This window comes from Paenibacillus sp. Soil522, assembly GCF_001428245.1.
In the GTDB taxonomy this organism is placed as follows: domain Bacteria; phylum Bacillota; class Bacilli; order Paenibacillales; family Paenibacillaceae; genus Pristimantibacillus.
In genome coordinates, this window is sequence record NZ_LMRV01000031.1 from 20,192 (window position 1) to 39,154 (window position 18,963).

The window sequence follows — 18,963 nt, forward strand, 5'->3', positions numbered from 1 at the left end:
AATGCTCGCTTATTCGCAGGATTTCGCCCAGATGGTAAGGGGTGAAAGACAAGAAGGGGAACGCCGTGTTAGACTTCGGTAACATGAAGGCGCACGGGAATAGAGGGGGAGCACAGCTACCCCAAGTAATTCCATTTACTGCACGCTTTCTCCACGCCGCCCCTGAAGGTTTTCACTCCCATGTCTCAACGGGTCTATGCCTTCTCATTCCTTCGTTACGCCTGTCCAAGGGGTGGAGGCCGGTCTTGCTAACGGTACGGGTCGGTGCCCTTTGGTTTAATGAATCCGGTACTCCGTGCTTTCTTTGAAATCCTGCGAATAAGCCAATCTACGTGCGACGAAACGGGTTGTTTGGTTAAGCTGCTTGCAAGAGCGGTAACGTTTTATGAGGAATGTAGGCTAGACCGCTCCGAGCCATCCCAACTAGTATTCTGGCCAATTTACCGCATAGTTTCATAATGGACCTCATTTTCTTCATCTTCTTGACCTGCACATTGTGTTTATGCATCGCTTGAAACTCCGAATTGTTCATGACCAAACTCATAGTGGCCATGAAGAGGAAGCGTCGTAGGCGGGATCGTCCGCGTTTGCTAATCTTCATTTGTCCCGTCCATTTGCCTGAACTTGCTTCCGCGAGGTTGAGTCCGGCATGGCGAAGCAAAGCATTTCCGTGAACAAATCCGCTTAAATCCCCAGCCTCACCAAGAATACCAGCTAGTGAAATGATACTAATCCCCTTAATCGCGAGGATGGATTTTGCAAAGGGAATACGTTCTAATACGGATGAAATCTCTTTCTCCACAACCACCAGCTGTCCGCAAGCAAGGTCATATTCGGCGAGTAATTGTTTCAAGTGGAGCTTGTAGTACTGTATAGCTGATTGAGACCCTACAGAATGGCTGGCCAACTCGATCAGTGCTTTTGCTTTTTTAGCACCGCTGTGACGTTTCATGATCGTTTTCCATCCCTGAATCAGGTTCTGGGGCTGCAGTTTACTGATCTCTGCTGGAGTAGGGAAGAGGCGAAGCGTTGCCAGGGATCCGATACAGGTGATGTCCTTAAATACGTGACGCAGTTCAGGGAAAACAACGTCAACCCAGCGGTGGATCTGGTTTTTGGCACTGACAAGCCGCTTCACGACGAAGTCGAGGTTAGAGAGAAGCACACGTAGATCCTCGAAGGCTTCGGGGGTCGTGCGTGTAAATGAGTAATAACCGTTCTTGACCATGTCAGCGATAACGAGTGCATCTTTTCTGTCACTCTTTGAGGGCGTATTGTCGCGGTTCTCTTTGTTCTTTTTCACGAGATGCGGATTCACTAAAACGACTTCAAAATGGCGTTCTGTGAGCCACCGAGATACGTTGAGCCAATAGTGCCCGGTTGGTTCCATCCCGATAATGGCTGCGCTTAAACGATGGGTGGTTTGCAGCTTTTCAATCCATAGTAAGAGACTGTGAAACCCCTCCTCGTCATTAGAAAAGGATAAGTAGTCTCCGATGATGATGCCGCGAAAGTTTACGGCACGTGCTACATGCGTTTGCTGCGCGATGTCGATCCCGACAACTAAATGCTGAGCAGTAATTTTTTCAATGAGTTGATTTTGTCTCGCTTGCGATTTAAACTTCATAATAGAGCGTCCTCCTGGATGATGGAATTTTTAGGGCTATGACCCGTTGCGTACTTCCATCGTACCGAGGCGCTCGTTTTTTTGCAAAGCGGAAATTTAACGCTCTACAGGAATGCTAACGTAGTACAACGACGCCAGGCTGCCGGACGAACTACAGCCTGTTCAGCTAAATTATTTGGATAAAGGAGAGGTTATTTGAAATGATCGTAGCAGATGAAATCTTTCAGAAACTAGGTATGCAAAGAGACGAATTTATTCACCTCATGAATGGAAAGAGAGAGAATACAGCTATGCAGACGCTCGATATCGAGTATATGGAGCTGGCGCCCGACCGAGTAGTAATGACGATGCCGGTCGGCCCCAAAACCCATCAGCCAGCAGGAATACTACATGGTGGTGCATCTGTGTTGCTCGCGGAAACAGCCGCTTCTATCGCTTCGTTTATCAATATCGACAGTAAAAAATATGCTGCGGTAGGCCTAGAGATCAACGCCAATCATATTAAAAGCAAAAGCGGCGGCATTGTAACCGCCGTAGCTACGCCTTTGCACAAGGGCCGAAAGACAATGGTCTGGGACGTGAAAATTACGGATGAGCTTAACAAACTGATTTGCGTTTCCCGTTGCACCGTGGCGATCATCGATAACCCTGACGCCAAACGATAATGTAATGATTAATAGGAATAGGGTGCCGACAGTGGTGTCAGCGCTTTGTGCTAACGGGTACGAGGGAGTTGAACAAACAAGGAGCAGTTTGCCGCGGCAGCTGCTCCTTTACTCGTTGAAGTAACGGGCAGCAGGTTAACGCAACAAACTAATGAAAACATTCAACTTTGCAGTACAATAATATGGTAATATATGTGTATATATTAAGTTCGGAGTGATCCCTAATGTTTGAGATTAAATATGAAATCTTTGAAGATGATATCCTTGAGTTTCGAACAATTGATCTCCAGACTTTTAACAAAGAATATAATCAAATTTACGGTTGTTTTACCATTATCGTAAATGGATTTGAATATTTATCTTATCCTTCTCCTGAAATGGGACTAGAGACGAAGCGGATTTATTCTGAGCTAATATTGACTCACTTTGATTTTCTTATCGATGTGTATTACCAACTTCAAAAAAACAACTACGTCGTATTAAAGTATATTGAAAACCCTCGGACATGGCTTGAGTTCATTAAAGAAGGAAATGAGCTTATCGTTAGTCAGTTAAATCTTGAAATTCATGAGGGTCCATTAATTCGAACTAATAGAAAATTATTTATTAATGCATTAAAAGAAGAAATTATCAACGAGACAATACACTTGGGAGATTTTGAAAAAGAACTTATTTCAAAATCCAAGGAATTAATAAAAACATTACAAGAGTTAAACAAAAATATTCTTACAGCAAATTGTTTTACCAAGATTAGATTATTTGCTGCTCTAAAGCGTTAAGCTAACGGGAAACGTTAGTTCCACCAACTAACCAGGACGAGGCTGCCGGCAAGGTGGCCTTATTTAGCTATTGGCAGAATAGTGGAATTTTTTGCATATATCGATCCTAAGAAAGAAGTATTACAATTTTTTAGTAAGCTTTAGCATTTTCTTTACTATTAAAGAAATGTATTAGAGTATAAGGGAGTTTGAATTGTTTGGACCACTTTAAGTTTTTTATTTATCAAGTCATTTTTTCAATTATTGGTCTAGCAAATAATATTCTGTTTCGTGAGTTTATAAATGAATTTTTTAATAATAAATTTATTACAGCATTAATTGAGGTGCCAATTGATCTCATAACACTTTATTTCACCTTTAAGATATATTTCATATTTAAAAGTAAACTAAGATATAAGATTTTAGTTCACATAGGTGCTTTTATTGTTGCAGCGTTAACTGTGGGGTTAATGGGTAGTTTTATGGGCTTGTAATTATATTTAACGGGTACGTTAGTTGAACGATAGAAGGAGCAGTTTGCCGCGGCAGCTGCTCCTTGTTTTTATTAAGCCAACTGAGTAATGGTCGGGCTACATTCAGTTATAATGATGAAATATAAGTATAAGAAATTTGTTGTTATCGACGAAGGAGAGGAGAGGTGCTGTTTTGAAGAATAATATCATCGAATACTGTTTAAAGAAGAAAGGAACGACTAAGGATTATCCATTCGGACCCACTCCTTTGGTGATGAAAATTGCAGGTAAAATGTTCGCGCTTATTTTTGAAGACAATGGGGATTATTTTCACTTGAACCTAAAATGTGACCCGGTGATTGCGGAAAACTTGAGAGAGCAACACGAGACTGTTCGACCAGGGTACCACATGAATAAAAAGCACTGGAATACAATTACGATTGACGGTTCCTTGCAAGAATCGGATGTTTTTGAAATGATTGATCACTCCTACGATTTGGTTTTCAATAATCTTCCGAAGAGCCTCCGAGAATCTATACTGGAAATGAACTAACTGATCAATGGCGTTTCTTGCTTCATCAAGACCACAAACCAATGATTTCCTTAATAACGGATTGTCTGAATCGGGACCAGCAGATTGAACAACAACAAGCCGGCTATAAGCGAAAGTTCTTATTAGATCGACTAAACGAAATCAAAAAGGAAAAGAGAGTAAAAGGAGAGCAGCCATCTCCAAAAAATGTGGAATGATCTAGATCGCTAAAATACTTATAACGCGACACTGAATGGGAAAAAGAGTTGATTAACCGCAGGGAAAAACATAGGGAACTGAGGAGAAAATAATCTGTAGAAAATATGATACTGATTTTGAATCAGTTGGAGGATATGATGAGCGAATATATAAAAGAAGCTTTGATGTGTATTGAATCTAATGACAGTGAATGCTTGAAGAATACAATTGTGAAGTACGGCTATCGAGATGGTTCTGTACTACCCATTCAGGTTTTACGCCATGCCTTCGAATGTAACGAAATTGTTTTAGCCATGGATTTAATGGAACGTTTTAAATTTGATCATTTAAATGACGAACAGGATCCAATCATCGTCTCAGCTGCTCACCATGGGAATAAAAAGGTTTTTGAGAAGCTTATTACATTAGGAGCTAATCTTAACGCATTAAATCATGTCAAGAATTCAGCCGTTGGAGCAGCCCTTTTTTCCAAGAATTACAGTGCGGTTCATGATTTGCTAGATTTAGGTTTCCAAATGAGGTCGTACACTGGCGGGTTAGCTCTACGTCAAGCAGCTTGGAAAGGGGAATTTGATTTTGTTCGATTGTTCATAGTATGGTGCTGACGTCAATTTTAATGGCGCTGATCAAGTATTTCCGTATTGTACGACTCCTGTGCAAATGGCTGCACAAGCGAACCACATGGAGATCGTTAAATATTTGGTTGAGCATGGAGCGGATGTTACCATTACCGGAAGCGCCCCATGAAGTTTATTTGAAGAAGCAGCTGGACAGCATCTATAACCAGATCGAAAAATATTACGATGGGGGATGATTCAAAGTGCCATACGTAAAACAAATTACCATACGTACCACATTGAATCGGTCCCTAAGTTATATCGTCAATGATAAAAAAACAGACGACGGCTGCTTAGTAACAGGCGTTAATTGTGCAACCAATGATAAACTCGCCTATAAGCAGATGATTGGGAATAAAAAAAAGCATAATAAAGAGTCAGGAACACTTGGTTTGCATTTTATTCAATCTTTCAAGGAGCATGAGATTACCGATCCGTACAAAGCACATGAGATTGGTTTGAAATGGGCTGAAAAATTTTTGGCGAAAAATATCAATTTATCATCAGCACGCATTTAGATAAGGGTCATTATCATAACCACATTATTATAAATTCTGTTTCGCTGGACGGAAAAAAATTCAATGCTTGTAAGCAGAGTCTGAAAGATGCAAGGGATTATTCGGATGAAGTTGCAAAGGACTATAACCTGACCATCATTCCACTTAAGAAAGATTTAGTTTCGAAATCGTATAAGGAATGGAAAGAGGATAAGCGAGGAGTCTCATGGAAAACGCATATTAAAAATGATATTGATACCGTCATAAAATCCTCGAAATCGTTTGAAGATTTCATGTATCGGATGGATCAGCTCGGATACTTTATGTAACAGGGCCGAGTTAAGTATATGACTTTTAAGCATCCAGACATGGAGAGGTCAGTAAGGGGGAAAACACTAGGGGTCGATTATACAGAGGAAAGAATCAAAGAGCGTATTCAACTGAGGGAGCTTAATTTCGAAGAATCCAAACGGAAATACAAATATCGATTTGCTCATAAAACGAGCCGGAATCAACTTCGCACACTAACGAACAGTAATGCTGCTGATGCAAAAAGAAAAAATGTTAGAAGGGATTTTAGGACCGACATTGAAATTTCCAAGCTGTCTAATCAATTGAAATTCATTACTGAACAAAATTTAAAAAGTCGGAGCGATTTAAAACAGGCTGCGGATGAAGTTGAGCTTCAGATGCGGGAAATCAATTCTGTTTTAAAAGAAGCTAATGAAATGAATCGATCCATGAAGCTTATCATCCAGACCATTGATACGTATAACAAGTAAAAAGCGATTTACGATGATTTTCAAGCGTCAACAATCAAACGAATGCTCATAAAGAAAAAGTACAACACGGAATTAGAAATGTTTAAAAAAGCATCTAATCAATTGAAAAAAATGGGTGTTAAAATAAAACGATTGAGAGGGCTCAACGAAAAGACGAAAGATCAATGTGAATTTTGGCATGAATCAGGCGTCCAGTTAGAACGGATTTATGAAAAAACTGTTTCCACCTGTGTTGAATTTTTGAATGGGCAAAAGGGTACATACACCTTTAGTCTCATACCTAGGACAATTGTGAATATGTTACAATACCAGAGATTGAAAAGACTGAACGTTTTATCAGAGGAGGTACACTGTGTCAAAAGTAATACTCTTTAATTTCAATGGTACAGTCGTGAACACTAAGAATTTGGCCATTCAAGCCTTCAATGAGATTGCAAAAAAACGAGGATATAAAATAATCAATAATGAAGACATAGATTGTTTAAGCAAGCTATCTGTGCGCAATAGATGTAAAAGACTTGGTGTGCCAATTTATGAAATGCCGATTGTAGGGATATTAATAAAGAAAAGGTATCAGCAGTACATTCCTGGACTCTATGCAGTAGAAGGTCTTCAAGATATGATTCAAGTTTTAAAGGAAAGAGGATATCGGCTAGCGTTTATAACATCAAACTCCTCAAGTGTTACCCAACAATTCTTAACTAATAATTCAATGGATTACTTTGATTACAGTTATTATTCCTTTAATCCGTTTTCGAAGAAAAAGAACATTTCTTCTTTTCTTAAAAAATATGCTTTAGGTCCAAATGATGTTATTTATATTGGTGATGAACTGAGGGATATTAAAGCAGCTAAAAAAAATCGAATCAACAGTATAGCAGCAGCTTGGGGTTACGATTCGGTGCATTTATTAACTACTGAACACGTAGACCATATCGCACAAAGACCAGCTGATATTTTAAATATCCTATCGAGGTTTTAAACTATGCTGTTTTTTTTCTTTTTTCAATTTGTTGTTCGCGATCTTTCTATTCGTTAGCCAGCCAAAAGAAAATGAAGCTAATCCTTGGATGATTACATTCATCATGTCTGCTGCAATAGGTGCTTTGTCCGAATCAATCGTAAGTGACATTATACCTGAGCTCCAGATGATGGGTGACATATTTATCTCTATCTCTACATTTTTGTTTGAGGAACATATCTATTTTCAATTTTTAGGTCAGGTGATTTCTCCTTATGCGATCCTTATGTACGCAATTGTGTATTCAGGGACTATAAAGAATGAGATTAAGAAAGGATTATCGTATATCCTCGCAATGCCAATGGTTATTACGATATTCTATACCGATTTTGACCCCGATATCGCCATTAATTTTCGTATGCTCCTGGTTTGGTCCGCACCGTTTTTCTTAATTGCCAGTGGAACCATGTTTCGCACTTGGCACAGAGAAATCAATATATATCGCAAAAAAAGCAAGCTTCGAATATTAATTGTATTGGTTCCGGCTTGGTTAGGCATCTTTCTATTTAATTACATCCTTCGAGCAATTGACCCGCACACAGAGTTATTTCGCTTAGTCCCACTCTTTTTTTTCATCGCCTTTATCTTTTTTATTAGATATATTATCGTGACTGGCGCCTTCGGAATCAAAGTCCAAATAGAACAATAACACATATTAGATAAGTCAATTCAAATTGTGAGCAGTGGTACGGCAATTTTAAACCACTCTATCAAGAACGAAGTTAACAAAATTAAATTTTCTTCAATCTTGCTAAAGATTCCATTGAAAAGAACAATTTGGATGAGGCAAAAAGCTCTATCGAATCGGTTTTCTCTGCTAACACTTACACCATCGGAACAGGAAATTTTTACTCTTCAACATAAGGGATATAGTAGGAAAGTGATTGCGGAAAGATTGTTCAAGTCTGTAGAAACTGTCAAAAAACAAATTCAGTCCATAAAATAGAAATTAAAAGTGTAATATAAGGCTCCAGATGTTAAGGCAGCAACCACTATCGGGGAAGCAGCTTCTTGTTTTGCACCCAGCATGGGCTCACAATAAAAAAACTAACGTCTGTATGGAATTGGTTTTTTAGACGAAGCAGCATAAAAATACAGCGGCAGCTTGGGACTCGAAAATAAAGTCCTAGACTGCCGTTTTTTATTGAACTATCGTTCTCCGTTAGCTCAATCCCATCTATATATCGAGACACTGTTTCCAATCGTAATGGGGATGCCATAGCCAGTTTTATTTCGTTCCTTCAATTCAATACCATGACCAGCCGTGTAAATCCCGACATTCGGCATGATCAGTCAGTCATCACCGAACCGGACCTCCACCCAATACCAAGCGGTTTTTATCTGCTCGGTTTCTTTTTTCTTGCATTACTCGGCATCATTCAAAGGCATATCTGAACAACCCGTAATACAAAGGTCCGACCATGACAACAAATGTTATCAACATCCAGACTCTCCTCGCCACAATCGGCAGCTCCTCCAGGATTTCTTCCCCTTCATAACCTTTTAGAAGCATCGTGAATGATAAATCCCATAGAAAAGCTGCCACGGAAACAAATTTCCAGATAGTAGGATTTAGAATAGCTGTTTCCGCAACGTACCCGAACAATCCAATCCATGTAATGATGGATACGACGAAATCTATTTTGCTAAGTTTCGACTTATATTTTCCTTTTATTAAAAAAGTGAGGGAAGCTGTTGCGAGCAACCCTAAATAAATCGTCCATAAAACGTCAACCATACATACTCCTCATTCTTTTTCTTTATACTTTTGAATTTGATGACCCTTCGCCATCCTATTGCTATTATAGCTAATCAATACAGATAACTGGAGACTATCACTTTCGCTTCGGCGTTATGGGAGGGTCTCATTCGTCGTTAATGAGGGTGTAATAAGAAGCGACGGAAAAAGCAATTTACGGCATTGCAACGAAACAAATACAGCCGGCCTCTCAAGAGGGCAGGCTGTATTTTTTTAAAGGTTTTAATTGGATGGAATGATTCGAATATCCTTATCCAAATTGGCAAGCATCATGTAATTGCGATTAAAAGTAAAGATGCGTTTTACCTGATAATAGGACATGATCACAGCAGTGAATGCTTCGCTGAGCGAGAAACGGAGCTCGGGTCTGTCCATAAGCAGTCTGCGTGATTCCCTCTCAAATTCGGGGCCGCTGGAGATGACCTCCAGTTTGCCTTTACTCACTGCCTTATCCATTGCATTCAGAAAATATTCCGCCTGCTGATAGCTGTATTCATTGCGAAGCCATTCGTGAAGATCAAATATAATGGAGTTGGTCGTCACGTAATTACGTTCAAGATCATGCAAATCCAGAAACAGGGAACGGGCTTTCACATAGCGGGGGTCTTCAGGGTTCATTAAAGCGGCTAAAGCCGTTTCATCCAGAAAAACAGTATCCTGAATGTTCAAGTAGTTATCCATATGTTAGCACTCCTTAATCCTCTAGTTTGCAAATACCATCCAAATACAGAAGCGGGTTATCTTCCTTTTGATCCACTGAGATGGGGGTTGATTCGTATGGGACGCTTGCCAGGTATTGGACAATGATTCCATTGACGATCGCTTGCACGGTCGTATGCTGCATATCGGCGATTGCTTTCAGTTCAACATAATATTGCGGATTGAGTTCTATAATGCCTTCATCTCGTTCTTCACTTCTTGAGGAAATGAATTCGGAAGCGGTAGACTTCGCTTTTTCGATGAAGCGTTTGTAATTATTCACCATCGTGATTCACTCCTTATGTATAGCTTTTATAAAGATTCGTCGGATTTTGTCGATTTGAGGGGGTAATTTTGGGTGGAAAGCTAGATTCTGGCTTCCTGCAAGTTGATGGGCGTCTTGGGAAAATAAAGTATTAGACTGCTACTTTTGTTCAATAATTTTATTTAAGGAATACTCTGTTTTTAACTGCCCGTTACTTAACCGGGGGTAGACAATCCGGCAAAAAACGAAACAGCCCTTTTACGATATGACTCTATCATGGGCCGTGACCGTTCCGAAAAGTATGTGGTGCAGACTCGAGAGAACCTTGCTGGAAACCGTTCAAGGGAGAGTAGACCACGGTTTGAGAAGTCGTTGAAAAAGCTGTGGTGCAGATTGGTCTATAGGAACCGTAACCAATCCGGGGCATGTCCCCAGACAAGGTCATTCCTTTGCTGTAATTGTCTTTGCGTCCGTCAACTACGACGAATAGGTTCGTCGCACCTAAGTAAAAGAGCATCATTAAACTTTGACACATCCAAAGTTTAACGATGCTCTTTATTTGTTCAAGTACTTGTCTAGTAGTAGTCTCCTTGGTTTGTTTCTGGATCCGGTCTCTCTGCCGGCATCCGGGACCCGTTAATATCAGGCAGCTAGCTAGTCACTGCAGTCTGCACAGCACCCGACAATTGCGGGGCCTTATTATTGGGACAACAAATATTGGGCATCCCGAAGCAAGAAATTCGCGGCTTCGCGGGAAATGCTTTTGCCGCTTAGCGCCTTCACTGTGCTCACGAAATCGGGCAGATCGTTTGCAGCTAATTGGCTTTGCAACCCGGCTGCGACACCTTTGTTATTGATCCATCCGGCATTCGCAAAACGGGTTACCAATGACTTCAAGGAGTCGATACTCGTCGTGGTCCGGAACGTGACGGTTTCAGTGCCTGCGTTCCCTGCCAGGTCGCTCGCTGTTACGGTCAACGTATGCGAACCGAGCGGCAGTGTATACAGGGGAATTGTTGTCCCTTGCTGTACACCTTTCGTATCAATTGTTACCGTTGTCTCGCTGCTGTCTGCCCCGGACAAGTTATCGGAAAGCGTAATGATTGGCGTAATGTCCTCGGCATCACTGAACGTACTGTTCACTACTCCTGATACGGTAATTGTCGGTGCCTTTGTATCCACGTTGAACGTAATGTTGCGTGCAAATTCTACGCCGCCTCCGATATCTCTTGACTCATACCAGACTGAATGCCGTCCGTCTTGATTGAACGGGATTGGTCCTGTATAGGTTTCCCATGTCAGCCCCTCATCAAGGCTATAAACGGTGTCGGCTACAGGAAGCACCAGTCCTTCTGCCGTTAATGTCAGGGAGACCGGATTTACATACCAGCTGTTTTGCCCGTCTGGTACCTCGTTTGACAATACGGCTGTCGTTAAGGGCGGATCGATCGGAGTTTGATAATCAAATCTTCCGAAGTCATTGTTTATACTATCCGCGTTCGCCTTCAATACTCCCGTTACCGAATCCACGGTCACATATTTGCCGTTCAGCATTGACTGCATGAGGTTGCCGGAGCCGTTGTTGCTGTAAGCGAATGTTTGAGCGGTTCCTACAGTTTCCGAGTTAGCCGCCAATGTACCGTCCGGCATAACCGTCAAATATTTGTTGTTTGCCAAAGAACGGTAAGCGTATAAATTGGTGGTTCCCAAGTATTCCAGTGCAAACTTGGTCGACATGTAGTCACTCTGAATCACAAGTGTCGGACGATTGCCTGCCGCAGCCGTCTCTTTGGTGCTGTAGTCCACTCCATCGCCGCTCGTAAGAGTACTGAGGCGGATGGAAAGCTTTTTATCCCCGGATTTGGTCAATTCGGCGTTCAATTGATCGGTTACATCAAATTCTACATAGCGGCCGGCCGTCGGTTTCGGCCAAGCTGCCAGAACGGCACCGGAGGCCGGTTTCGTATTCCACGTAATGCCGCTCTCGGTCCAACTGTCGTCATCCACAAAATCCGCTTCCGTGGTACCTACATTCGCGCCTGTTGATACGGCGAAGAGCTTCACGGTTGCGGACCCGACCTTGCTTCCCGCGTATCCGCTCAGGTCGAATTTGAAATAGGCTTCGCGAGTGAAATCCGCTGCAGACAGCTTGGTCGTCATCGTTACGTCCGCACCGTAGTTGTTATTTGCATACGCTCCACCCCGCACAGTGGCATCCGCCGTTGAGGCGATCTGTTGTTCCACGGTAATCGGCGATTGTTCGTCCAATACGACTACCGCTTTACGCGCCCCGCGGTTGGTTATCGATATATTCGTTGTCTTCCCCCACTGACTGGAATGCGGGGTATCCTTGCTCTTGAACAAGAGCTCCCCGTATGACGGAAAATCCAGAGCGAACTGCTGGAACGGCCCTCTCGCCAGCACTTGTTTCGTATAGGACAGCATGGAGTCCGGCAAGCCGATGTCATTTGCATACAGATTGTATACCTGTTGGTAAATAGGGCTGAAATTGCCCCTTCCAATCGGCGAAATGGTCAAACCGGGTATCCAAGACAAGCCTTTCGCCATGTCCTCAAGCGTATATCCGACCCCCGGAATCGGGGTATAAGGAACGTCGTAGCCCATGTTGTATTTCGCCGTATATTCGATGCCTTTGAGCAGCCGGTACGTATTGTCCGGATACGAGTACATATCTCCGCCGTTCGGAGCCGCAGCCCTTTGGTTCCAGCCGATCTGCGCGGCCTCGGCCAAAGCTGCGAGTCCTCCCTGGGTATGGCCTTGATCACGGCCGCTTTCCTGCACTTGGCCCTCGTCATTTTGGATATAGTGCATTACCGTTCCGTTACCCTCACCGTTTTTATAGTAGTCTACGGCTTGATCGTAAATCTCCTTATTATCCGTCCAAATGCCGAAGCTTAGGTTGAAAACAATGTCGACGGCATCCCAGTTCCCGTTGGCCCACCCGCCATTCACTTGGCCGTACGTGCTTGTAAGCGGATAAAAAACGTTCGTCATCATTTCGGTAAATTTGCTGATATCCGCAGAAGACCAACCCGCATTGCTGTAACGAATGATCTCGGCGGCGTTCAGAAGCTTATACCCGTATATGCTTGCTGCCAATTGGGCGTCATGGCCTTGAATGGCAGTCAAATTATATGCCCAGCCGTTCAGGATTTGGATCGCTTTATCCGCATAAGCCTGGTTTCCGGTAATATTCCATTGTATCGCATGCAGAAGGGCTGCCGAAGCGCTGGAATACAGGCTATAATTACCTAAATTGCCATTTGCGGAATCGTTTCTGTAAACGATAGGCACATAGGTTGTTGAATAATTCAAAGAAGACAGCGGATTTGCTTGAAGATTATTCCATTCATCGATTTCCGGAGATTGCCTCGCAGCCACTTTCTGTTTCATGCGGTCCAGGTCCGCCTGGGTAAAGAGCATGCCGGGATGGAGAAAGCTTGCGTCTGCAAGGGCTCTCTGAGGCTGACTGATGACAGCCGAAAGCAGAGCTAGGGGCAACATATAACATATGATAAAAACAGAGATAAGCTTTTTCAATCTACGATGTTTTTGCATGCTGAATCCTCCAATTATTTTTGAATGATTATATGTCTTGTTTTAACAGTATCAGAAATATGGTTGAAAGGGATTTCATTTTTTTAAGGAGAAAGTGCATTTTCTTAAGAATTTTCTCCTCCGTCTTATCCTCTAGGGGAACGAAGCTTTTGGAACAGCTTCGTTGAAGAAAGGAAATAAATTGCCAAGGTCAGCAATAGGATAAAAAGTATGATGCGAAGCTGGACTTATGTCGGGAACGAAACAAAGTAAGCGCTTTAAGCGTTTAAATAAGTAAGAACGTTTTTTAGGAGAGGGGTTATCTCAGATGCGCTGGATTCCCGCTGCAAGAAGCAGTCAATGGTGGCTATTGGCTGGAATATCCACCTTGCTGATCAGCATTTTGTTATGGATTATTCGCTTTCTGATCTTAGGTCAACCATTTACGGGCATTCATGCTTTCCGCTTTATGATTCTTGCCGTCGTATTATCTTTTTTGTTCAGCTTTACCGGCTGGCTTGGCGCGAGGAGGCTGTGGCTGCTGTCTAACCTGGGTACGGTAATCGGTCTTATATTGATGGCCGTTTATTCCCGGGACCAGACGGGCTGGGAGGATCTGATCAGCTTCATCGTTTTTTTAGAAGCGGCGGCGGCAGGCTTTATCCTCGGCTTGATCGTCGAAGGGGTCTTTCTCCTATTGAGGCAGACAAGAAAATAATCGGGACATGTTAGAGGTGCTGCAAAAAGAAAAAACGATGATCGGTACGAAGTTCATGCGAATGGAGCAATTTAAAGAGGAATTAATCGAAAAGGAACGCTTAGCGTGCAGGATGTGTTCCGTTTAGGGACGATCATTATTATCGTCTCTCTGCCGCTTATTTTACTGCTGCGGAAACCGAAGCAGGCTGTCATGCAACAAGAAAGAGCGCCGTTTGCGGCGCTCTTTCTTGTTGCATCGTATTTTAAAAAATTTGTGCGCCCTCTAAAGCGACTTTGATTCTTCCGTTAGTCTCCAGCACCTTCACCTTTACTTTGCGGCCGGGCTGGTACTGCGGAATATTAACCATGTAAATAACGGTCTTAATGATGGTACGGTAAGGCTCGGCATGCTCTCTGGGAATCGTTAAGCCGATAAAAACTTCGGGATGCCCGTTGATTTCTGTATCGGTTTGCCGAATGGAGCTTACGGTCGCGTCAAAGGGGACGCCGTTCTTTAAAATATATTTGATTTCCCGATTATCCTGGAACGATTGCCTGATGACCATGATGGCGAGCAGGCAAATCGGCAAAGAGATGAGGATAACGACAACTAATGAAACGCTTTCACCAGTACTCACGAATCACCAACTTTCATGGATCATGTTAGACGCTGCTTCCTAAAATTTCTGGGCGTATTTAATACTATGAGAAGCATAGCACAACAGATACCGCGTGGAAATATTTCCAAGGTCTTATATCGGAATAGGTACTTTAGGAACTGTAATTCCGGTAGACGGTCTGTTTTGTTTCAAATAAGAAGGCTGTTCCGTAAGGTCATTTGACCTGGAACAGCCTTTTTGCTGATTTGCTAGCCTTTCAGTACGCCATAAGCGGCTACAGGAAGGTGCTTTTTTTGTTATTATAATATTATGCTCTACAAGCAGCGCGGAAACATGCATAATGTGATCGAGGAGGGGATCAATAATGGGTATTCGACTCCAAACGGAGCTTTGTAAAATATTTCAGATACGCTTCCCGCTTTTTCTAGCCGGACTCGCAGGGGGCCCGTCCACGGTTAAACTGGTGGCCGCTGTGTCGAATGCCGGCGGTCTTGGCACGCTGGGCGCCGCTTACATGGAGCCTGAGGCGATTCGCAATGCGATTGAGGAAATTCGTAAGCTAACGGATAAACCGTTTGCCGTGAATCTATTTGCCGTTCATATGTCCGATTGCCATGCGGGAATCGAGGTAGCCCAGCTTGAGCTGAACCGGGCACGCGACGAGCTTAACATCCCTCATGCCACTATGGAGCTTATCGAAACGCCGGACCGTTTTGCGGAGCAGATCGCGGTATTAATGGAGCAAAAGGTGCCTGTCATTAGTACGGCATTCGGCGTGCTGCCGGAACCGTACATGCGTCAAGCGAAAGCGGCCGGCATAAAAGTGGTTACGATGGCCACTACCGTGCATGAGGCGCTTCTTGCCGAGCAGTCGGGCTGCGATGCGGTTGTTGCCCAAGGCAGCGAGGCGGGCGGACACCGGGGAACGTTTGATGTATCGATCCATCCGATGGGCGCGAATATCGGCACCTTTGCACTGGTTCCGCAGGTGGTCGATCAAGTGAGAATTCCAGTTATAGCAGCTGGAGGCATAATGGACGGACGCGGCCTTGTTGCCGCCCTTGCTCTTGGCGCGCAGGGCGTACAGATGGGAACGCGGTTTCTGACGGCGATTGAATCCGGCGCGCATGCCGCTTACAAGCAGGCATTGCTGGCAAGCACGGAAGAGAGCTCTGTTATTACGAAAGTCTTCTCCGGTCGTCCGGCCCGAGGCATCCGCAACGGGTTTATTAGGCAATGGGACGCAAGCGGCTTAGAGCCGCTGCCTTTCCCAGTGCAAAATACGGCGACAAGAGATATTAGAAATGCAGCCGCCGAGCAAAGCAATGCGGACTATATGTCTTTATGGGCGGGCCAGGCGACAAGGCTGCTCACCAATGGACAGAGCGCAGAAGCAATCGTTGCGCAGACGATGGAGCAGGCTCGTGCTTTACTGCTGTAAATGTAAAAGCTGCGACGTCCGAGGACGTCGCAGCTTGATGATCCTATTAACTCCGGGCTGTTAGGCTTATGCAGCAAGAACGATGCAGGCCGTTTACGCTTTTTTCGCGGGATTAGGGAAAGCTTTTAAACCTGCGTAACCTTGATGAGGTTAGTGGCGCCTGCCTGTCCGATCGGAACGCCGGCAGAGAGAACAATGGTGTCGCCTGTTTCAATCAGTCCGGTCAGCTTGGCATTGCGCGTTGCGGATTCGAACATCTCGTCGGTTGTCGTCACGCTATCACCCTTAACCGGGATAACGCCGGATAGTAAACAAATCTTCGGCAGCACATTGTCATGCTGCGTAATCGCGATAATCGGCGCCTTCGGACGGTATTTGGATACCATGCGTGCCGTAAAGCCGCTTTCTGTCGAAGTCAGAATCGCTCTGGCGCTCAGCTCAAGCGAGGAGCTAACGACGCCTTGACTGATAACCTCGGTAATGTTCGTGCTTTGCTGTGATCTCTTTTTATCGAACTGCTCATTGTAGTCGATCATGGATTCCGCTTTTTTCGCGATGGAAGCCATTGTCTGTACGGATTGAACCGGATATTTTCCGGCAGCCGTCTCACCGGAGAGCATCACAACATCCGCGCCTTGGATTACGGCATTAGCAACGTCGCTAACCTCAGCTCTCGTCGGACGAGGGTTCACCTGCATCGATTCCAACATGTGCGTAGCAACGATAACCGGCTTGCCTACCAGGTTGCATTTGTTGATCATTTCACGCTGCATCATCGGTACGTCTTCAATCGGCACCTCTACGCCAAGATCTCCGCGCGCTACCATGATGCCGTCGGAAGCTTCGATGATCGCATCGAGATTGCTCATGCCCTCTTCATTTTCGATTTTGGAAATGATCTGTACATGTCCCGCATTCGCTTCCTCGAGAATGTTGCGAATTTCCAAAATATCCTCTGCTTTTCGGACGAAAGAAGCAGCAATGATCTCGACATTATGCTGCATGCCAAAATGGATATGCACCACGTCGCGCTCCGTTACGCCGGGAAGCGTCGTTTTAATACCCGGCAGGTTGACGCCCTTGCGCGGTTTCAGCGTTCCGCCGCTAACGATTTTGCAGCGAATATCATTTCCGTCTACGGACAGCACCGTAAGATCAACGAGCCCGTCGTCAATCAGAATCCGGTCACCCGGCTTAACGACAAGCGGCAGCTCGGCATAATTCACCGGCAGACGAGCCGCATCGCCCAGTACATCCTCCGTCGTTAAAATCAGCTCTTCGCCGATGACCAGCTCGCAAGAGGCCTCTTTCAGCTTGCCGATCCGTACCTCAGGCCCTTTAATGTCCATCATAATCGGCACGAAAGTGTTGAGCTCCCGCGCGGCTTGCCGTATATTTTTCATTCGCATTACATGATCTTCTAATTCGCCGTGAGCCATATTCAGTCTGCCAACAGTCATTCCTGCTTGGATCATTTCTTTGATCGTTGAAACGGAGTCGCAAGCGGGACCCATTGTACAAATAATTTTTGTTTTTAGCATGTTGTAGGCCTCCTCGTTTTTTTCATTGTAACGCGAAAGCTCGAAAGAGAATGAGAACTATAGTATAATGAATGTACTATAGTACAGTATTGAGGGGCGTTAATCATGATTGCAATTTCGGAAGTGCATCAGGACAACGGAGCAGATTGGTACGAGGAGGGAGAGGGGCGCAATCTAACCTTTCACCTCTCGCTTGTGACCTACGGGAAATGTGTCTATTGGGTAAACGAGGAGAAGGTTATTTTGGAGAAAGGCGATATGCTCCTTATACCAGGCCATATTCCGTACTATGGAAAAGGCATTCCGACAGTCGTGCACACGAAGTATGTAGTCAATTTTCGTAAAAGCGCGGCGGAGCGGGGACTGCCCCTCCTTCAGCTGCAGGAGCCGCTCAAGCAAAGGCTCGGCTGCTTTGAGGTTATACAGGAACGGCTCAGGGGGATTTTGACTCAATATAAGGAGAGACCCGCCTACTTTGAGCTGATGTCGGAGGCGCTGCTGACAGAGGTCTTAATTTATTTGAATCAGGAGAAGGACCGCGGCATGATCTCCTCCGAAAAGCATCGGCGTGTGGACAGCATGAGGCAGTATATATCGACCCATTACCGTGAGAAGGTGACCAAAGAGGAGCTGGGGGATGTCATCAGCACGACGCCGAATTACGCTGCGGCCTTGTTCAAAGCCGTTACCAACCAGACGATCAGCGAATACGTGCACAATCAGCGGATGAAGACGGCAATCTATATGCTGACCGAATCGCAGCTGATGATCAGTGAAATCGCTGACTATTTAGGCTATAACGATGTCTCCTATTTTTATCGCATCTTCAAGCGCAGCACGGGAAGCTCACCTTCTGACTTTTTGCATGAGCGGTCTTCAACGGTTTAAAGCGGGACTCTGCTGTATTGACTATTCGGAATATTCTGATTACAATTTATCCAGAAATAGGCATTGACCAAAGACATGATTACCTATACGGGCTGTCCAGAGAGAGAGGCTATGGCTGAGAGCTTCTCCAGCAACCGATTGCGTAATTACCCCTTTGCAGCCGTGTTATTGAACCCGCAGTCTATTGTTGCGGCTGTAAATAACACCGTTTCATCCCCGTCACCGGATGCTCAATAAGGATCTTGCTCCAGCTATGGTCTGGCGGTCAGCCAGTTGCATAAGCAGCAGATCGAATGAGGGTG

The 18,963-nt window shown here is 44.3% G+C and carries 18 protein-coding genes and 1 pseudogene; 12 read left to right on the top strand and 7 right to left on the bottom strand.

Features of this window, described 5'->3' with window-relative positions; translation table 11 throughout:
* Positions 1–355: 355 nt before the first annotated feature.
* Positions 356–1,627 (bottom strand): IS110 family transposase, encoded by a 1,272-nt coding sequence (locus ASG81_RS07700; RefSeq protein WP_056631421.1) that lies wholly within the window; start codon positions 1,625–1,627, stop codon positions 356–358.
* Between the two features lie 263 nt (positions 1,628–1,890).
* Here ASG81_RS07700 and ASG81_RS07705 point away from each other — a divergent pair, with 263 nt between their 5' ends.
* The 9 genes and pseudogenes from ASG81_RS07705 to ASG81_RS07755 all read left to right on the top strand — a co-directional run bounded on the left by ASG81_RS07705 (position 1,891) and on the right by ASG81_RS07755 (position 7,840).
* Positions 1,891–2,292: a PaaI family thioesterase gene (locus tag ASG81_RS07705; protein ID WP_056631883.1), complete on the top strand. Its 402-nt coding sequence runs from the start codon at positions 1,891–1,893 to the stop codon at positions 2,290–2,292.
* 224 nt (positions 2,293–2,516) lie between these two features.
* The gene (locus tag ASG81_RS07710) at positions 2,517–3,071 is read left to right on the top strand and encodes a hypothetical protein (RefSeq protein ID WP_056631424.1); all 555 of its coding nucleotides are present in this window, start codon (positions 2,517–2,519) and stop codon (positions 3,069–3,071) included.
* A 645-nt stretch (positions 3,072–3,716) separates the two neighbouring features.
* Positions 3,717–4,076 (top strand): MmcQ/YjbR family DNA-binding protein, encoded by a 360-nt coding sequence (locus ASG81_RS07720; RefSeq protein WP_056631431.1) that lies wholly within the window; start codon positions 3,717–3,719, stop codon positions 4,074–4,076.
* 332 nt (positions 4,077–4,408) lie between these two features.
* Complete coding sequence (locus tag ASG81_RS07725; protein WP_162255000.1) at positions 4,409–4,879, top strand: ankyrin repeat domain-containing protein; 471 nt, start codon at positions 4,409–4,411, stop codon at positions 4,877–4,879.
* A 76-nt stretch (positions 4,880–4,955) separates the two neighbouring features.
* Positions 4,956–5,021: a hypothetical protein gene (locus ASG81_RS33860; protein WP_442952833.1), complete on the top strand. Its 66-nt coding sequence runs from the start codon at positions 4,956–4,958 to the stop codon at positions 5,019–5,021.
* 73 nt (positions 5,022–5,094) lie between these two features.
* A pseudogene (locus ASG81_RS33865) lies at positions 5,095–5,717 on the top strand (relaxase/mobilization nuclease domain-containing protein).
* A gap of 18 nt (positions 5,718–5,735) precedes the next feature.
* Entirely contained in the window at positions 5,736–6,170 is a 435-nt protein-coding gene (locus tag ASG81_RS07740; RefSeq protein WP_056631442.1) for a hypothetical protein, read from the top strand.
* A gap of 352 nt (positions 6,171–6,522) precedes the next feature.
* Positions 6,523–7,152: an HAD-IA family hydrolase gene (locus ASG81_RS07750; protein WP_056631448.1), complete on the top strand. Its 630-nt coding sequence runs from the start codon at positions 6,523–6,525 to the stop codon at positions 7,150–7,152.
* Positions 7,153–7,255: 103 nt separating this feature from the next.
* Positions 7,256–7,840 (top strand): hypothetical protein, encoded by a 585-nt coding sequence (locus ASG81_RS07755; protein ID WP_056631453.1) that lies wholly within the window; start codon positions 7,256–7,258, stop codon positions 7,838–7,840.
* A gap of 726 nt (positions 7,841–8,566) precedes the next feature.
* Here ASG81_RS07755 and ASG81_RS07760 read toward each other — a convergent pair.
* The 4 genes from ASG81_RS07760 to ASG81_RS07775 all read right to left on the bottom strand — a co-directional run bounded on the left by ASG81_RS07760 (position 8,567) and on the right by ASG81_RS07775 (position 13,328).
* On the bottom strand, positions 8,567–8,929 hold the full coding sequence (locus ASG81_RS07760; RefSeq protein ID WP_081417190.1) for a hypothetical protein: 363 nt from the start codon (positions 8,927–8,929) through the stop codon (positions 8,567–8,569).
* 243 nt (positions 8,930–9,172) lie between these two features.
* The gene (locus tag ASG81_RS07765; RefSeq protein WP_056631456.1) at positions 9,173–9,631 is read right to left on the bottom strand and encodes a type II toxin-antitoxin system VapC family toxin; all 459 of its coding nucleotides are present in this window, start codon (positions 9,629–9,631) and stop codon (positions 9,173–9,175) included.
* Positions 9,632–9,644: 13 nt separating this feature from the next.
* Positions 9,645–9,935 (bottom strand): hypothetical protein, encoded by a 291-nt coding sequence (locus ASG81_RS07770; RefSeq protein WP_056631459.1) that lies wholly within the window; start codon positions 9,933–9,935, stop codon positions 9,645–9,647.
* A 678-nt stretch (positions 9,936–10,613) separates the two neighbouring features.
* Entirely contained in the window at positions 10,614–13,328 is a 2,715-nt protein-coding gene (locus tag ASG81_RS07775) for a CBM96 family carbohydrate-binding protein (RefSeq protein ID WP_200961453.1), read from the bottom strand.
* A 472-nt stretch (positions 13,329–13,800) separates the two neighbouring features.
* Here ASG81_RS07775 and ASG81_RS07780 point away from each other — a divergent pair, with 472 nt between their 5' ends.
* On the top strand, positions 13,801–14,190 hold the full coding sequence (locus tag ASG81_RS07780) for a hypothetical protein (RefSeq protein WP_056631467.1): 390 nt from the start codon (positions 13,801–13,803) through the stop codon (positions 14,188–14,190).
* 244 nt (positions 14,191–14,434) lie between these two features.
* On the opposite strand, the gene ASG81_RS07785 is transcribed toward ASG81_RS07780, so the two are convergent.
* The gene (locus tag ASG81_RS07785) at positions 14,435–14,809 is read right to left on the bottom strand and encodes a hypothetical protein (protein WP_155971335.1); all 375 of its coding nucleotides are present in this window, start codon (positions 14,807–14,809) and stop codon (positions 14,435–14,437) included.
* Positions 14,810–15,155: 346 nt separating this feature from the next.
* On the opposite strand from ASG81_RS07785, the gene ASG81_RS07790 reads away from it, so the two are divergent.
* Complete coding sequence (locus ASG81_RS07790; RefSeq protein ID WP_056631473.1) at positions 15,156–16,232, top strand: NAD(P)H-dependent flavin oxidoreductase; 1,077 nt, start codon at positions 15,156–15,158, stop codon at positions 16,230–16,232.
* Between the two features lie 125 nt (positions 16,233–16,357).
* Here the strand turns inward: ASG81_RS07790 and pyk are convergent, their stop codons facing one another.
* Positions 16,358–17,773 carry a pyruvate kinase gene (pyk, locus tag ASG81_RS07795; protein WP_056631476.1) on the bottom strand — a complete coding sequence of 472 codons (1,416 nt, stop codon included), beginning with the start codon at positions 17,771–17,773 and terminating at the stop codon, positions 16,358–16,360.
* A 105-nt stretch (positions 17,774–17,878) separates the two neighbouring features.
* Between pyk and ASG81_RS07800 the strand changes: the two genes are divergently transcribed.
* Positions 17,879–18,661 carry an AraC family transcriptional regulator gene (locus ASG81_RS07800; protein WP_056631479.1) on the top strand — a complete coding sequence of 261 codons (783 nt, stop codon included), beginning with the start codon at positions 17,879–17,881 and terminating at the stop codon, positions 18,659–18,661.
* Positions 18,662–18,963: the final 302 nt, after the last annotated feature.

Bases quoted from the DNA above. Each gene is read 5' to 3' on its own strand.
- ASG81_RS07705 (WP_056631883.1), top strand. From the start codon at position 1,891: ATGAATGGAAAGAGAGAGAATACAGCTATGCAGACGCTCGATATCGAG.
- ASG81_RS07725 (WP_162255000.1), top strand. From the start codon at position 4,409: ATGATGAGCGAATATATAAAAGAAGCTTTGATGTGTATTGAATCTAAT.
- ASG81_RS07740 (WP_056631442.1), top strand. From the start codon at position 5,736: ATGACTTTTAAGCATCCAGACATGGAGAGGTCAGTAAGGGGGAAAACA.
- pyk (WP_056631476.1), bottom strand. From the start codon at position 17,773: ATGCTAAAAACAAAAATTATTTGTACAATGGGTCCCGCTTGCGACTCC.
- ASG81_RS07755 (WP_056631453.1), top strand. From the start codon at position 7,256: ATGTCTGCTGCAATAGGTGCTTTGTCCGAATCAATCGTAAGTGACATT.
- ASG81_RS07800 (WP_056631479.1), top strand. From the start codon at position 17,879: ATGATTGCAATTTCGGAAGTGCATCAGGACAACGGAGCAGATTGGTAC.
- ASG81_RS07780 (WP_056631467.1), top strand. From the start codon at position 13,801: ATGCGCTGGATTCCCGCTGCAAGAAGCAGTCAATGGTGGCTATTGGCT.
- ASG81_RS07700 (WP_056631421.1), bottom strand. From the start codon at position 1,627: ATGAAGTTTAAATCGCAAGCGAGACAAAATCAACTCATTGAAAAAATT.
- ASG81_RS07760 (WP_081417190.1), bottom strand. From the start codon at position 8,929: ATGGTTGACGTTTTATGGACGATTTATTTAGGGTTGCTCGCAACAGCT.
- ASG81_RS07790 (WP_056631473.1), top strand. From the start codon at position 15,156: ATGGGTATTCGACTCCAAACGGAGCTTTGTAAAATATTTCAGATACGC.
- ASG81_RS07770 (WP_056631459.1), bottom strand. From the start codon at position 9,935: ATGGTGAATAATTACAAACGCTTCATCGAAAAAGCGAAGTCTACCGCT.
- ASG81_RS07765 (WP_056631456.1), bottom strand. From the start codon at position 9,631: ATGGATAACTACTTGAACATTCAGGATACTGTTTTTCTGGATGAAACG.
- ASG81_RS07710 (WP_056631424.1), top strand. From the start codon at position 2,517: ATGTTTGAGATTAAATATGAAATCTTTGAAGATGATATCCTTGAGTTT.
- ASG81_RS07775 (WP_200961453.1), bottom strand. From the start codon at position 13,328: ATGAAACAGAAAGTGGCTGCGAGGCAATCTCCGGAAATCGATGAATGG.